Origin of the sequence: Chitinibacter fontanus (assembly GCF_013423785.1) — a bacterium.
GTDB lineage: Bacteria > Pseudomonadota > Gammaproteobacteria > Burkholderiales > Chitinibacteraceae > Chitinibacter > Chitinibacter fontanus.
Window position 1 is genome coordinate 2,069,703 of the sequence record NZ_CP058952.1, and the last position, 13,470, is coordinate 2,083,172.

18 protein-coding genes are annotated in these 13,470 nt (G+C 50.2%); 4 read left to right on the forward strand and 14 right to left on the reverse strand.

Translation table 11 applies throughout. The annotated features are described in order from the left end of the window. Positions 1–17 precede the first annotated feature (17 nt). The 13 genes from tatC to HZU75_RS09800 form a co-directional block, all read right to left on the reverse strand. A complete protein-coding gene (tatC, locus tag HZU75_RS09740; protein WP_180305902.1) occupies positions 18–758 on the reverse strand; it encodes a twin-arginine translocase subunit TatC in 741 nt (246 codons plus the stop codon). A gap of 3 nt (positions 759–761) precedes the next feature. After that, positions 762–1,298, reverse strand: a complete 537-nt coding sequence (gene tatB / locus HZU75_RS09745) for a Sec-independent protein translocase protein TatB (RefSeq protein WP_180305903.1) — start codon at positions 1,296–1,298, stop codon at positions 762–764. A gap of 3 nt (positions 1,299–1,301) precedes the next feature. Next, a complete protein-coding gene (tatA, locus tag HZU75_RS09750) occupies positions 1,302–1,505 on the reverse strand; it encodes a Sec-independent protein translocase subunit TatA (protein WP_180305904.1) in 204 nt (67 codons plus the stop codon). A gap of 62 nt (positions 1,506–1,567) precedes the next feature. Continuing rightward, on the reverse strand, positions 1,568–1,891 hold the full coding sequence (locus tag HZU75_RS09755; RefSeq protein ID WP_180305905.1) for a histidine triad nucleotide-binding protein: 324 nt from the start codon (positions 1,889–1,891) through the stop codon (positions 1,568–1,570). An 11-nt stretch (positions 1,892–1,902) separates the two neighbouring features. Beyond that, on the reverse strand, positions 1,903–2,229 hold the full coding sequence (locus HZU75_RS09760; protein ID WP_180305906.1) for a phosphoribosyl-ATP diphosphatase: 327 nt from the start codon (positions 2,227–2,229) through the stop codon (positions 1,903–1,905). A gap of 68 nt (positions 2,230–2,297) precedes the next feature. After that, positions 2,298–2,690 (reverse strand): phosphoribosyl-AMP cyclohydrolase, encoded by a 393-nt coding sequence (gene hisI / locus HZU75_RS09765; RefSeq protein ID WP_180305907.1) that lies wholly within the window; start codon positions 2,688–2,690, stop codon positions 2,298–2,300. After that, positions 2,687–2,971, reverse strand: coding sequence for a hypothetical protein (locus HZU75_RS09770; protein WP_180305908.1), 285 nt, complete (start codon positions 2,969–2,971; stop codon positions 2,687–2,689). Before HZU75_RS09770 ends, hisI begins: the two co-directional genes overlap by 4 nt. A gap of 68 nt (positions 2,972–3,039) precedes the next feature. Next, entirely contained in the window at positions 3,040–3,807 is a 768-nt protein-coding gene (gene hisF, locus HZU75_RS09775) for an imidazole glycerol phosphate synthase subunit HisF (protein WP_180305909.1), read from the reverse strand. A gap of 35 nt (positions 3,808–3,842) precedes the next feature. Further along, on the reverse strand, positions 3,843–4,196 hold the full coding sequence (locus tag HZU75_RS09780) for a hypothetical protein (protein ID WP_180305910.1): 354 nt from the start codon (positions 4,194–4,196) through the stop codon (positions 3,843–3,845). Position 4,197: 1 nt separating this feature from the next. Beyond that, positions 4,198–4,938 carry a 1-(5-phosphoribosyl)-5-[(5-phosphoribosylamino)methylideneamino]imidazole-4-carboxamide isomerase gene (gene hisA, locus HZU75_RS09785; protein ID WP_180305911.1) on the reverse strand — a complete coding sequence of 247 codons (741 nt, stop codon included), beginning with the start codon at positions 4,936–4,938 and terminating at the stop codon, positions 4,198–4,200. A gap of 82 nt (positions 4,939–5,020) precedes the next feature. Continuing rightward, the gene (hisH, locus tag HZU75_RS09790; RefSeq protein ID WP_180305912.1) at positions 5,021–5,671 is read right to left on the reverse strand and encodes an imidazole glycerol phosphate synthase subunit HisH; all 651 of its coding nucleotides are present in this window, start codon (positions 5,669–5,671) and stop codon (positions 5,021–5,023) included. Position 5,672: 1 nt separating this feature from the next. Next, a complete protein-coding gene (gene hisB, locus HZU75_RS09795) occupies positions 5,673–6,266 on the reverse strand; it encodes an imidazoleglycerol-phosphate dehydratase HisB (protein ID WP_179355330.1) in 594 nt (197 codons plus the stop codon). Positions 6,267–6,517: 251 nt separating this feature from the next. After that, positions 6,518–7,063 carry a TetR/AcrR family transcriptional regulator gene (locus HZU75_RS09800; protein ID WP_228028016.1) on the reverse strand — a complete coding sequence of 182 codons (546 nt, stop codon included), beginning with the start codon at positions 7,061–7,063 and terminating at the stop codon, positions 6,518–6,520. A 52-nt stretch (positions 7,064–7,115) separates the two neighbouring features. Here HZU75_RS09800 and HZU75_RS09805 point away from each other — a divergent pair, with 52 nt between their 5' ends. Together HZU75_RS09805 and HZU75_RS09810 are read left to right on the forward strand one after the other, a co-directional pair. Further along, a complete protein-coding gene (locus HZU75_RS09805; protein WP_180305913.1) occupies positions 7,116–8,408 on the forward strand; it encodes a polysaccharide deacetylase family protein in 1,293 nt (430 codons plus the stop codon). 118 nt (positions 8,409–8,526) lie between these two features. Beyond that, on the forward strand, positions 8,527–9,555 hold the full coding sequence (locus HZU75_RS09810; protein WP_180305914.1) for an ATP-binding protein: 1,029 nt from the start codon (positions 8,527–8,529) through the stop codon (positions 9,553–9,555). A 146-nt stretch (positions 9,556–9,701) separates the two neighbouring features. Here HZU75_RS09810 and hisD read toward each other — a convergent pair whose 3' ends face one another. Next, positions 9,702–10,994 carry a histidinol dehydrogenase gene (hisD, locus tag HZU75_RS09815; RefSeq protein WP_180305915.1) on the reverse strand — a complete coding sequence of 431 codons (1,293 nt, stop codon included), beginning with the start codon at positions 10,992–10,994 and terminating at the stop codon, positions 9,702–9,704. Positions 10,995–11,260: 266 nt separating this feature from the next. Here hisD and HZU75_RS09820 point away from each other — a divergent pair, with 266 nt between their 5' ends. Further along, on the forward strand, positions 11,261–12,478 hold the full coding sequence (locus HZU75_RS09820; protein WP_228028017.1) for a DUF3300 domain-containing protein: 1,218 nt from the start codon (positions 11,261–11,263) through the stop codon (positions 12,476–12,478). An 11-nt stretch (positions 12,479–12,489) separates the two neighbouring features. After that, positions 12,490–13,386 carry a DUF2950 domain-containing protein gene (locus HZU75_RS09825; RefSeq protein ID WP_180305916.1) on the forward strand — a complete coding sequence of 299 codons (897 nt, stop codon included), beginning with the start codon at positions 12,490–12,492 and terminating at the stop codon, positions 13,384–13,386. The last annotated feature ends 84 nt before the right edge of the window (positions 13,387–13,470 follow it).

Consider the following 13,470-nt stretch of genomic DNA (forward strand, 5'->3'; position numbering starts at 1 on the left):
TTAAACTCAGGTCAGGATTATTGCTGCTCATTGCCCACTGGCTGATACAGCCATGACGCAATCAGAACACCAGCCTCATACAATAGCCATAAGGGAATGGCCAGCAGGCACTGGGATAATACATCAGGTGGCGTCACAATGGCTGCAATCACAAAGGCTCCCACAATAACGTAAGAACGTATTTCGCGGAGCTTCGCAATACTAACAAAGCCCATGCGCACCATAATAATCACCACAATAGGCACTTCAAATGTCACACCAAAAGCGACAAACATGCCCATCGCGAAATCAAGGTATTCGCCCGAATCAGGCAACCATTGCATGCTGTGTGGGATGACTGAGGCGATAAATTTAAATACCACGCCAAACACTAAGAAATAGGCAAAACCCATACCGAGCAAGAACAGTAGTGTGGAGGCGATGACCAGTGGTGCGATCAGACGTTTCTCGTGTGCATAAAGCCCCGGAGCTACAAACGCCCAGATTTGGTACAAGGTGTGCGGCAGTGTGGCGACAAATGCGACAAGTGCCGCAATCTTGACCTGCACCAGAAACGGCGAGGCGATGCCGATGGTGACCAATTTCTGGCCTGGCAATACCGCCGCCAGAGGCGCTACCAATATATCGTAGAGCTTAGCCGAGAAAGCAAACGCAATCAAAAAGCCGATGATAAATACCAGAGCACCACGAACTAGTCGCGTGCGTAGTTCAACCAGATGACTGATCAAAGGCTGCAGATTGTCACTGAGCTCACTCATGATTTAGCGTCGATCCGATGCATGTGGTGTGTGGCTAACCTCGTCAAGGTCAGCAAATAAATCGAGCTGATTTTCATTAATTTCGGTAGCGCTGATGGCTTCTGGTTCTGCAACAACCTTCTTCTCGCGTGATTTTCGAGGAGGCTCAGGTCTGATTTCAGGTGTTGCTTGCAAGCCGGTTTCGGGGGCTGTTACTACGTTTTGGGCCCGCGTCGATACCATTGGCTCTTCTACTAGGCTTGGCTCCACTCGCGTTGAAGAGCTATCCAGTTCCGCTAGTGCAGCTTGTGCTTGCGCAAGCGGTTGATGAATTGTTTGCTTGATTTGCGCTGCTTCAGCTTCAATTTCCTGCTGAATTTGCGCCAGCTCGCTGGCTTGCATTTCGCGGTGCAAATCGGCTTTGACATTGTTGGCAAAACGCTGCAGACGCCCAAACAGCATCCCCGCGGTGCGAGCCACCTTCGGCATTTTTTCTGGGCCAACGACCACCAGTGTGACGGCACCAATAACCAGTAGCTCGCCTAGGCTAACGTCAAACACGGCTTATTTCTTGTCTTTTTCGACCACGTCGATGACTCGTGTCGCATCCGATTTGTGCGTGCTGTCATCTTCGCCTTTGACGCCATCTTTAAAGCCTTTGATTGCTGCGCCAAGGTCTTTGCCTACACTACCCAATTTTTTAGTACCAAAAACCAGCACTACGATGGCCAGTACAATTAACCAGTGCCAAATGCTAAATGAACCCATGACTTACTCTCTTTAGGGGTATATCTACCTAGATCATGTTTGATCTGGGCTAGAATCAATTACTATTGAGGGGTACCCATTACATGTAAATGCAAATGGAATACTTCCTGCCCGCCAGCCAAGCCTGTATTAATAGCCGTTTTGTAGCCAGCACCTAAGCCTTGCTCGCGAGCCAGAACAGGTGTTAATGCTAACATTTTACCGAGCAAAGCTTCATCCTCTTTGGTGGTAGTCAACATCGATTCGATATGACGTTTAGGGATTAGTAGCAAATGCACCGGTGCCGCGGGGCGAATGTCTTTAAAGGCAATCACCTCACTGTCTTCATAAACCTTGTTAGCTGGGATTTCTCCGCGCACGATTTTGCAAAAAATACAGTCGCTCATGCAAAAACTCCTTAGGCTGGTTTGCGGGCCGCTTTTTCTTCGATGCCGGAAATGCCTTCGCGTCGAGCTAGTTCAGCTAATACGTCTTCACTGCTCAGGCCTTCGTGTGCGAGTAGTACTAGGGTATGAAACCACAAATCAGCTACTTCGCGCACTAGATGCAATTTATCGCCATCTTTGGCAGCCATAATGGTTTCTACGGCTTCTTCGCCTACTTTTTTGAGAATGGCTTCTTGGCCTTTGCTATACAGTTTGGCCACATACGATGAGCTTGGGTCAGCTTGACGGCGCTCAGCAAGTGTTTGCGACAAACGCTCCAGAATTTCTGCGGAAATCATAGACTGCTCCAAAAAATATCGGTCAAATTATATTGCATTAGGGTGACAAGTTGATGTCTAGCCCAGACTTATTCGTGGCGATGTGCGTAAATTGCGCTTGGGTCTTTGAGTACGGCTTCACTCACCTGCCATTGTCCATCGACTAAGGTGCGAAAGAAGCAGCTTTCTCGTCCGGTATGACAAGCAATACCACCCTCTTGGCGGATCTTGTAAATGAGTACGTCGCCGTCACAATCGAGCTGAATGGCTGATACATGCTGGAAATGGCCCGACTCTTCGCCTTTATGCCATAGTTTTTGGCGTGAACGAGTCCAGTAATGTGCCGTACCTTTCTCGTGTGTGAGTGCAATGGCATCACGGTTGGCGTAGGCAAACATCATGACGCGGCCAGTTTGTTCATCTTGGGCAATTACAGGCACCAAGCCTGCTGCGTCATATTTAATTTCATCTAACCAGTTCATTGCAGCACGACCTTTTCTGCGGTGAAGTCTGCGACTGGGGTGTAATACACGACCCATTGCCGCACTTCTTTGGCGTTCACTTTACCCAGAGCGCCTTCCATTTTGATCGGCTCGCTGACGCGACCTTGTGCATCAACGACATTGGGGGGGCGTTTGAATTCGGTATCGACAGCGGATTTAACCGTTAAAAACAAAGTCAGTTCGTTTTTTAAACCATGGCGCATATTGTCGACTTCCATCGATACATTGGCAGGGGTTTGGGTACTGATTTCACAGGCCATAGCGCTATGCATTAGCAACAGGCAGCATAATCCAGCAATTTTTTTCATGATTTAGTAGGGCTCAGAGTTTAAAAGCGGACCTCAATTCCTGCTGCATGCATGGCTTCTTTGGCTTGCCGCACCGAATACTCGCCGAAGTGGAAAATACTGGCCGCCAATACCGCATCGGCGTGACCTTGTTTAACACCATCGACCAGATGCTGCAAATTGCCGACACCACCCGAAGCAATCACTGGAATATCTACTGCATCAGAAACTGCGCGGGTTAGTGGCAAATTAAAGCCGATTTTGGTGCCGTCTCGATCCATGCTGGTGAGCAAAATTTCACCTGCGCCCAGTTGCTGCATTTTCAGCGCCCACTCCACGGCATCCAGCCCCGTAGCACGACGGCCGCCGTGAGTGAACACTTCCCAGCGGCTATTGGTCGCATCGGTCGCTTTGGCATCAATCGCCACGACAATGGCTTGGCTGCCAAAACGGCTGGCGGCTTGCTCAACCACTTCGGGGTTCGATACGGCAGTAGTATTGATGCTGACTTTATCGGCGCCGGCATTGAGTAAGCGACGCACATCATCGGCTTTGCGGACACCGCCGCCGACGGTGAGTGGAATGAAAACTTGCGATGCCACAGCCTCGATCACATGTAAAATCAGATCCCGATCGTCGCTAGATGCGGTGATGTCGAGAAAGGTGAGTTCATCTGCACCCTGATCGTTATAGCGTTTGGCAATCTCAACCGGATCGCCCGCATCACGCAATTCAAGAAAATTAACACCTTTCACCACGCGTCCAGCGGTGACATCTAGGCAGGGGATAATACGTTTAGCTAATGGCATATTTTTTCCGAGCGAGGCAGATTGAGTGCTCGCTACTATTCTTGCTGTTGGGCTTTCCAGCTGGCCCACACGGCTTGTGCGGTCTCGGCGTATTGACTACGGCCACCTGCAAATTCGGGGGTAAACCACTGGGTGAATACATTGAAGATGAGTTGCTGCACATCATCGACATTCATGCACTGCGGCAAGCTGCGCATAATACTGCCCACCTCGGGCGCATAACCTTCCGGTTCTCCGACCAGACGAATCATCATCGGGTCGGTGTCGAACAAAATTTGGCAGACTTCGGCAAACCAGACTGGATTGGTGTCACGAAGTAGCTGGCCAATATGCCGCTCTTCAGTGGCCCAATCAAGCCAATCAGGTTTGTTGCCGTCGTCTTCGCTCATATTATTCGCAGAGTTCGTCAGCCAGCTCTTGGGCTTTGGCAAAGTCGATAGTGCCTTCGTAGATCGCGCGTCCCGTAATTACACCTTCGATGCCTTCATCAGCGACTTCGCACAATTTACGTACGTCATCCAGATTAGTTAGGCCACCAGATGCAATCACCGGAATAGTCAGCGCTTGCGCCAGTTTAACAGTCGCTTCGATATTCACGCCAGAGAGCATGCCATCACGGCCGATATCGGTGTAAATCACGCTTTCTACGCCATAGCCTTCAAAACGTTTGGCCAAGTCGATTACTTCGTGGTCGGTAATTTTCGCCCACCCATCGGTGGCTACCATGCCGTCTTTGGCATCCAGACCGACAATGATCTGGCCTGGGAACGCATCGCATGCTTCGTGCAAAAAGCCCGGCTGCTTGATTGCTGCAGTACCGATAATCACGTAATCAATGCCGGCATCGAGGTACATCTCGATGGTTTCGAGTGAACGAATACCGCCGCCTAATTGCACAGGGACTTCACCATTGATGGCTTTTAAAATCTGCTTAACGGCACTCAGGTTTTTGGGTTTGCCCGCAAATGCACCATTGAGGTCAACCAGATGCATACGGCGTGCGCCTTGGCCTAGCCAGTGCGAAACAAAGCTAGCTGGGTCATCAGAAAATACGGTTGCGTCGGTCATTTCGCCTTGGCGCAAACGAACACATTGGCCATCTTTAAGATCAATTGCAGGAATAATCAGCATGATTTAAAAGCATATAGTGAGGGGGTTAAATTAAAACTAGCAGTTTGTTATTAAACGGTATTTCACCATCTTGTCACAAATGCTATAGCTTCCAGTGTACGAAATTTTTCAATAATTGCAGACCCGGCGTGTGGCTTTTTTCGGGGTGGCATTGAATTGCAAAAATATTGTCGCGCGCGACCGCCACCGCAAAGCGAGTTGGATAGGCTGATTCGATGATGGTATCTGCATCACTGGCTGGCGCGAAGTGGTAACTATGCACAAAGTAAAACCGCTCCGCTTCGCTGATGCCCGCCCACAATGGGTGTTCACGCTTGATGAACATCTCGTTCCAGCCCATGTGCGGCACTTTGAGCTTTTGACCCACGCTGTCGTGCATATTTTCAGGCTTGAATTTCACTACTTTGCCTTTGAATACGCCCAGGCAATCCATGTCGCCTTCTTCGCTGTGTTCAAACAGTAACTGCGCACCAACGCAAATACCCAAAAAAGGTTTGCTGGCTGCTGCATCGAGTACGGCTTGTTTAAGACCGCTTTCGTTTAGCTCGCGCATGCAATCGGGCATCGCGCCTTGGCCGGGGAATACCACCTTGTCGGCACTAGCGACGACAGCTGGGTCGGCGGTCAGAATAATGGTGGCATCGTCACCGGCGACCAGCTCAAAAGCTTTGGTCACCGAATGCAGGTTGCCCATGCCGTAATCGACAATAGCGATGGTTTGTTTTTGGCTCATCTCAACCTACCAGCGTGCCTTTGGTTGACGGTGTAATGCCAGCCATCCGTGGATCGAGTTCAACCGCCATGCGCAGTGCGCGCCCCAATGCTTTGAAAATGGTTTCGGCTTGGTGGTGGGCGTTTTTGCCTTTCAGGTTGTCGATATGTAGGCTGATCGCGGCGTGATTAACAAAACCACGGAAAAATTCACCAAACAAATCGACATCAAAGCCACCGATCATCGCGCGGGTATATTCGCAATCGTATTCCAGACAGGGGCGACCAGAGAGGTCAACTACCACGCGGCTTAATGCCTCATCAAGCGGCACATAGCTGTGACCGTAACGCACAATGCCTTTTTTATCGCCAACTGCTTTGGCAAAAGCCTGTCCCAAGGTAATCCCCACGTCTTCTACCGTATGGTGGGCATCAATATGCAAATCGCCGACGGCTTTGATTTCAATATCAAACAGGCCGTGACGCGCCACTTGGTCGAGCATGTGCTCGAAAAAAGGCACTCCGGTGTCGAATTTGCTCACGCCGGTGCCGTCTAGGTTGAGCGTGATGGTGATTTGGGTTTCTAGCGTATTGCGAGTAACAGTAACTTGGCGCATCGATGATTCTCGTAAACAGCTCAGCACTTGCCGATCAATACTGCATTTTCCAATAGATTCGCGTTGGCGGGAAGCTCTGATGATCTGAAATGCCACGATTGGCGCAAGAAAATTGTCGATTGGGGCTAGAACAGTGCAACTTTACTTGGCAATTGGGAGTTTCACTGTTTTTGGTGGTTTTATTTGGTTTGTGATGTCAGTTTCAATTCAGTATTGGGGCTATTAATGAGGTAGTACGCATTTGCAGTGATTTAGTTAAGTAAATCTTGTGGTAGTTCCTGTAATAATTGCTCAAAAATCTGCCAGTCATCCAAGCAACGACATAGCATGCGCGCTCCTTCTAATTTGGCAATGGTGCTAATTGCACGATGCTGGGCCACGGCGGGCGCAATGCCGGCGTCTTGCATCAGTTTGTTCAGTGCGGCAATCCATTCTTGTACGGCCAGTCCCATATCCGCGCCAAATAAGCTGCGGGCATTGCCCATCGTATAGATATCGAGCGTGCTAGCCTCGAGTTTGTCTTGTTCAGTGAGTGCGATAAATTGAATAAATTGCGCCAATCGCATGTTGGGCTCGCCTTCTTGGCGCAGTAAATTAAGGCCGGCTTGAAACCAAATACCTTCGGCTTGCAAGACGGCACTGGCCATTTCTTGCTTTCCATTTGGGAAGTGATGGTACAAGCTACCTTTACCTAAGCCGGTGGCCTGGCTGATCAGGCTCAGTGATGTGCCATCATAGCCATAGGTATGAAACACACGCCGAAGCTGCTCGATGAGTTGTTCTTTTTGAATGGCCACTGCGATCTCCTTTGCTGTGTGCAAGTTTACCCGAAGAATTGGGCAGTATGCCTTGACAGCTACGCATCAACGCGGGATTATTTACCGAACGATTGGTACATTTTTGGTATGTGCATCCGGCTGGGTGCGTTCTATTTTCCTGTACAGTGAGGTGATGGGTATGTTTAGCAAGGTCAATTTAACAGTTGGATTTGTCGCAATACTCGTTACGGGTATTGTGTCAGCGCAGTCTCCTGCCCGCTTACGCACCCCGGTGGTGGAAAATCGTGGGCAGGTTGCGGCAGTGGAGCTTGAGCGCCAGGCGCAGCTGTTTCCGCGCACGTTCTTTATGGAAGGGCTGGGGGAGCGTAAACAAATTGCGTTTACCTTTGACGATGGCCCCAGTGCCGATACCCCCGCATTGCTCGATGTCTTAAAGCAGCAAAATGTTAAAGCGACTTTTTTCTGGCAAGGTCAGAATGTGCTGCAGTACCCTGAGATCGTAAAGCGTGCTCTTGCTGAAGGCCATACCTTGGCCAACCACAGTTTTAGTCACCCCAATCTGAGCAAAATGGAAGAGGGGGGTGCGTGGTGGGATTATCAAATATTGAAAACCCAGCAGGCCTTCCAAAAAGTCGTGGGTTTTCAGCCTGCATTAATGCGGCCACCCTATGGTTTTCTCAACGACAATCAGGTGAAGTCACTCCAAGCCAAAAATATGGCGGCTATTTTATGGTCGGTAGATAGCGCGGACTGGTTTTATACCTGGCAGCACGCACTGGATGAAGTGGCCAGTGCAAAAATCGAGGCGGTGATTCAACAGTATATTCACCCTGAGGCGATTGTATTAATGCATGACTCGGGCGGGCGTGGGCGGGTGCCTACCATTATGGCTGTGAAAACCTTAATCCCTGCTTTGCGCCAGCAAGGCTATCAATTTACTACGGTTGATCAACTGTTAGGTATCCCTGCAAAATTGAACGCTGCAGCTGTGGGTGTTGGACCACGCGGGCTTGACGCGACGCTCACACAATTCTTTGCCTTGCATAATTTGGCAAATGCCGAAGTGAGCCTTGAGCAATGGTCACAGGTGCTCGATAGCCAATTTGTATTTAATACCCCGGATGGCGTGTATCGTGGCATTGCGGCCTACACCGATTATTTGGCCAAACTCCAGCAACAATTTCCGGGGATGAAACTGGAGTTAAGCGGTAAGCCTAATCAAGTAAATGATCAGGCCTTGTTTGCTTGGCGACTGCTTGATGCGCAGGGGGCGCAACTGGCCCAAGGTGTTAATAGTGTTGGTTTAAGTGCCGATGGTCGGATTAAACAGGCCAATGTATTTATGGATCGGCAGCTAAGGTAGTGATTGGGTTACGCAGATTTTGACATAGGTCATTGCGTACAAAGATTGGTCTGGCTCTCGCCAAACGGGGGGAACTTAGAACGCGGGTGTACTACAAACAAAGCATGAGAGGACCGCGATGCCAGACCAACCGTCAACCCTAAGGCAGCATCTGCTGGATGCAATTCATGCCAAAATTTTCACCGAGCCCGTGCAGGCTCGTGCGCAATGCCTGACGCTGCTAGATGAGGCGCGTGCAGCATTTGATACCATTACCTTCATCCGTGCTGCGCAGCAATTATCGTTAATTGAAGACCAGCTGGGTGATTTGCCCGGGGCCATCACGGTGCTAACCGAGGCCATGGCCTATGCACAAGAGTTTCGGTATTTTCAGCAAATGCCCGCCATTTTGGAACAACTAGGTTGTTGCCATTACTCTTTGTCGCATTACCCGCAGGCCTTGCAATATTGGCAGCAATGCGCGTTGCTATGCGGGCATCAGGCCAGTTTAAATAAAACACGTGCCTTAGCATTGATTGGTTTGGGGCGGATTTGTGATGTGTCCGACGAAAATCAACTGGCCGTGCGAATGCACCAAGCCGCACATGATTTATTACTTGCCAGCCAAGACCCGTATTTGATTACTATGGCCAAGATCAATTGGGCAGTCAATTTGCAAAAGCTGGCGCAATTTTCTCAGGCCCGAGCATTATTGGAAGAAACGCTGCATATTTGCGAGCAGCAAGGCTTGCCGCATCACGCGGCTGAAAGTCAGTATCGCTTAGCGCAAATAGCCTTGGCAGAGAATCAACTCGAGCAGGCACAATTGTGCCTTGAAGAAGGGTTGTTGATTGTCGCCACCACGCCCTATCACTGGCTGGAAGTCAATTTACTAGGTGAGTGGGCTGAGCTGCTGGCTAAACAAGCCAATTACACGCAAGCGATGGAAGTGGTAAAGCGAGGGCTGCAAATCGCACAAGAGGATAGGATGCCGCATTTGCAAGTACGGTTGCTCAGACAGGCTCAACGCTATAGTGCCGCGCTGGGCAAGAAAGGGGCGGCAGAGGATTACGAGCACCAAGCCAACTTTTTATACATTCAATTGCACTGTGATTTACTGCCAAAAGCCTCATTAGAGCTAGCAGCTCTTGATCAATTACTGAATTAATCTCTGTGGGTATATTCTTGTGGCCTATGAAAAAAAGGCTGCATAGAGGTATACCATCAGCGGTATTTTGCTGTTTGAATGCAGGCTACAGTTCGTGCCGATTAAAAAAGCTGCCAAGGCAGCTTTTTTAATGACGCAGCAAAAAATTATTTCAAACGTAATTCAGCCGCATTGGCGTGTGCTGTCAGGCCTTCACCGTGTGCCAATACCGAAGCAATTTGGCCGAGTTTCTGCGCGCCGACTTCAGAGACCTTGATCAGGCTAGAACGCTTTTGGAAGTCATACACACCCAGCGGGCTAGAGAAGCGTGCGCTGCGTGCGGTTGGCAACACATGGTTCGGGCCCGCACAGTAGTCGCCCAATGATTCAGACGTGAATTTACCCATGAAAATGGCACCAGCGTGGCGGATTTTGGGTAGTAGCGCTTCTGGGTTTTCAACCGACAATTCCATGTGCTCTGGCGCGATGTAATTGCAGATTTCACAGGCTTCGTCGAGATCTTTTACCACAATCAGTGCGCCGCGATTTTTGAGTGAAGCAGCGATAATCTCTTTACGTGGCTGGGTATCGATTAATTTCTCAATACTGGCATAGACTGCATCAACATACCCTGCATCTGGACACAGCAAAATTGATTGGGCGATTTCATCGTGCTCGGCTTGGCTAAATAAATCCATCGCCACCCAATCTGGATTGGTTGTGCCATCGGCCAGCACCAAAATCTCCGACGGGCCAGCGACCATATCAATACCTACCACGCCAAATACGGCGCGTTTGGCCGAGGCCACGTAGGCATTGCCGGGGCCAGTGATTTTATCGACTTGCGGTACAGTTTGCGTGCCATACGCCAGCGCGCCAACGGCTTGTGCGCCGCCAACGGTAAATGCACGTGAAACGCCAGCGACGTACGCCGCGGCAAGAACCAAATCATTGCGCTCGCCCTTCGGCGTTGGCACGACCATGATGATCTCGGCGACACCCGCAACGTGCGCCGGAATTGCATTCATCAATACGGAAGATGGATACGCTGCTTTGCCGCCGGGTACATAAATACCGACGCGATCGAGCGCAGTGACTTGCTGGCCAAGCAGCGTGCCGTCTTCATCTTCGTAGCTCCACGAGCTCATTTTCTGTTTTTCGTGATAGCTGCGCACGCGGGCGGCGGCCGCTTGCAGTGCCGCGGCTTGATCGGCCGGTAGGCGCTCGAAAGCGGCTTTGAGCTCGGTTTGTGTCAACTCCAGATCGGCCATTGAGCTGGCTGCCGTACCATCAAATTTGTTGGTGTACTCCACCAGGGCTGCATCGCCACGGGTTTTAACGTCGGCCAAAATCGCCGCAACGCGTTGATCTACTTGCGGGTCTTGCGAGGTTTCAAATGCCAGCAGGGCAGTGAGTTCGGTTTGGAAATCAGCAGAAGTGGAATCTAAACGGCGGAGCATGGCACAGACCCAAAGTAATTTTCTATAGCGCGATTATACCTGCACTTGAGCCTTGCGCGGCTGTGGCCAAAGTCAAATCACACGGTGATTTGTGCGATTTTTGCCGCGGAATTGTCAAGTTTCAGAAAGAAAAGCAGGAAAACTTGCGGTTGGCGACTAGAATCGATGTGAATAGTTGATCGGTAGAAGCGCTTTAATTACATCGTAGATCTAGACCAAGCTTGCCATGCTTTATGGATCAGGTCTGGACAAGATAAGGAGCCGCAATGTCGCGTTTAATGCAATCTTTGTTCGTTTCAGCAGCGCTGCTGGGTTCACCTGGCTTGCTGTTAAGTTCCAATGTGCTGGCGGCTGAAACTGCCGCGAGTAATGTCTTTAGTCAGCAGGAAATTGAGCAATTAGTAGCGCCAATTGCGTTGTATCCCGATGCGTTGTTGGCGCAAGTCTTGATGGCGTCAACTTATCCGTTAGAAGTGGTGCAGGCTGCGCGTTGGCGCAAAGCCAATTCTAGTCTGAAGGATAAAGCGCTTGAAGATGCGCTACTCAAACAGCCGTGGGATGCCAGCGTTAAATCGCTAGCGGCGTTTCCCGATGTATTGGCGATGCTCAATGACAAAATTGACTGGACCCAAAAATTGGGCGATGCATTTTTGGCGCAGCAAAAAGACGTTATGGATGCGACACAGCGCTTGCGTGCAAAAGCCAAAGCTGAAGGCAATTTGAAAGACAGCAAAGAGCAGAAAGTGATTGTCGAATCTACTCCCACGACCGTCATTCGCATTGAGCCTCAAACCGAAGTTGTCTATGTACCTGTCTATAACCCAACGGTGGTGTATGGCCCGTGGCCATACCCTAGCTATGTACCTTATTATTGGTATCCACCTAGCTATGCTTATGCAGCAAGTGCATTTTCATTTACCGTTGGAGTAATGGTTGGCGCGGCTTTATGGGGCGATTGCGACTGGCATCATGGTCACGTCAATATCAATGTTAACCATTACAACAGCTTTAATCGCACCACCATTAACAACACCAACTGGACTCATAACGTGGATCATCGGCGCGGGGTGGAATACCGCGATAAAACCACGCGCGAGCAGTATCGGCCGCAAACCAATCATCGAGAGCAAAGTCGCGAAGCATTTCGTGGCAAGGCTGATCAAACACGCGCTGATTTGGGGACGATTGATCGTGCTGATATGCAAGGGCAGCTTAAGGATTTGGATCGTGCGGAGTTAAGCCAACAATTGCAAAATAAAGCCGCCGCCAAACCTGAGCATCGCGACAATCAATCAAACGGCTCTGCGAAATCAGGTAAAAAAGCCAAGCCAGTTGCGAACCCAATTGCGCCATCAGCAACGCACCGTGATAGTGCATTTAGTCAGCCAGATCACAGTCAGCTTGCGCGCAGTGCTCGCGATCGCGGAGCTAGTTCACAGCGCAGCGTTTCCCGCCCGGTACGTGTCTCTGGTCACGGTAAATAAGGAGTAGAGCAATGCATGATTCAGTTTTGAAAACGCTAGTGGCGGTGCTTGGTGCAACCTTGATGTCTTCGGCTTTCGCGGGGCAGTTATTTAAAACGCCTGAGGCGGCGGGCGAAGCGCTGTTGCAAGCGCTAGAGCAAAAAGACCCCAGCGCACTGGAAAAAATATTTGGCTCTCGCAATCGTGATTTGATTGTATCGGGAGACCCGATTGATGATCAAAATCGCTACGCAACCTATGCACAAAGCTATCGCGCAGGGCATCAATGGCGCGTTGTCAGTCAATCGAAGCAAGTGCTGGAATTGGGGGAGCAACAATACCCGTTTGCAATTCCGCTGATTCGCGATAAGGGAGGCTGGGTTTTTGCTGGCACGACGGGCCGTGCGGAATTACTCACCCGGCGCATTGGCATGAATGAGCTCAGTGCAATTGAAGCACTGAAAACCGTACTTACTGCGCAGCAGGAGTATTACCTGATGCAGGCGGATGGCTCATCACTGCTGCATTACGCCGATCGCATTGTTAGCTCGCCAGAGCGAAAAGATGGTTTGTATTGGCCTGAGCAAGAAGGGGCAGCGGCTAGCCCAATGGGGGCTTTTTTTGCTGCCGCCGCTGCCGAGGGGTATCACAATCAATCAGCACCTTATCATGGCTATTTTTTCAAAATTCTCCAAGCACAAGGTCCTGCAGCGAAGGGGGGCGCGTATAGCTATGTCGAAAGCGGAAAAATGTTTGGCGGGTTTGCAGTTCTGGCTTGGCCAGCTAGCTATGGCAAGTCGGGCGTGATGAGCTTTATCACCAATCAGGAAGGGGTGATTTATCAGCGTAATTTAGGTAAGGGCACCGCTGATGCCGTTAAAAAATTGACGAATTTTAATCCGGATAAAGGCTGGAGCACGGTGGAGTAGTCATTCACTGCCGCAGAATTGTGTGGTCACGCTACCCAATAAAACCCATGCAAGAGCCGGGTTTTATTGGGTATGTTTATTTAA

What these genes read in the sequence shown, in the direction of transcription:
- tatA (WP_180305904.1), bottom strand. Translation starts at nt 1,505, where the DNA reads ATGGGTTCATTTAGCATTTGGCACTGGTTAATTGTACTGGCCATCGTA.
- HZU75_RS09755 (WP_180305905.1), bottom strand. Translation starts at nt 1,891, where the DNA reads ATGAGCGACTGTATTTTTTGCAAAATCGTGCGCGGAGAAATCCCAGCT.
- hisF (WP_180305909.1), bottom strand. Translation starts at nt 3,807, where the DNA reads ATGCCATTAGCTAAACGTATTATCCCCTGCCTAGATGTCACCGCTGGA.
- HZU75_RS09825 (WP_180305916.1), top strand. Translation starts at nt 12,490, where the DNA reads ATGCATGATTCAGTTTTGAAAACGCTAGTGGCGGTGCTTGGTGCAACC.
- HZU75_RS09780 (WP_180305910.1), bottom strand. Translation starts at nt 4,196, where the DNA reads ATGAGCGAAGACGACGGCAACAAACCTGATTGGCTTGATTGGGCCACT.
- HZU75_RS09770 (WP_180305908.1), bottom strand. Translation starts at nt 2,971, where the DNA reads ATGGCCTGTGAAATCAGTACCCAAACCCCTGCCAATGTATCGATGGAA.
- hisI (WP_180305907.1), bottom strand. Translation starts at nt 2,690, where the DNA reads ATGAACTGGTTAGATGAAATTAAATATGACGCAGCAGGCTTGGTGCCT.
- hisB (WP_179355330.1), bottom strand. Translation starts at nt 6,266, where the DNA reads ATGCGCCAAGTTACTGTTACTCGCAATACGCTAGAAACCCAAATCACC.
- hisA (WP_180305911.1), bottom strand. Translation starts at nt 4,938, where the DNA reads ATGCTGATTATTCCTGCAATTGATCTTAAAGATGGCCAATGTGTTCGT.
- HZU75_RS09760 (WP_180305906.1), bottom strand. Translation starts at nt 2,229, where the DNA reads ATGATTTCCGCAGAAATTCTGGAGCGTTTGTCGCAAACACTTGCTGAG.
- hisD (WP_180305915.1), bottom strand. Translation starts at nt 10,994, where the DNA reads ATGCTCCGCCGTTTAGATTCCACTTCTGCTGATTTCCAAACCGAACTC.
- tatC (WP_180305902.1), bottom strand. Translation starts at nt 758, where the DNA reads ATGAGTGAGCTCAGTGACAATCTGCAGCCTTTGATCAGTCATCTGGTT.
- HZU75_RS09820 (WP_228028017.1), top strand. Translation starts at nt 11,261, where the DNA reads ATGTCGCGTTTAATGCAATCTTTGTTCGTTTCAGCAGCGCTGCTGGGT.
- HZU75_RS09810 (WP_180305914.1), top strand. Translation starts at nt 8,527, where the DNA reads ATGCCAGACCAACCGTCAACCCTAAGGCAGCATCTGCTGGATGCAATT.
- hisH (WP_180305912.1), bottom strand. Translation starts at nt 5,671, where the DNA reads ATGAGCCAAAAACAAACCATCGCTATTGTCGATTACGGCATGGGCAAC.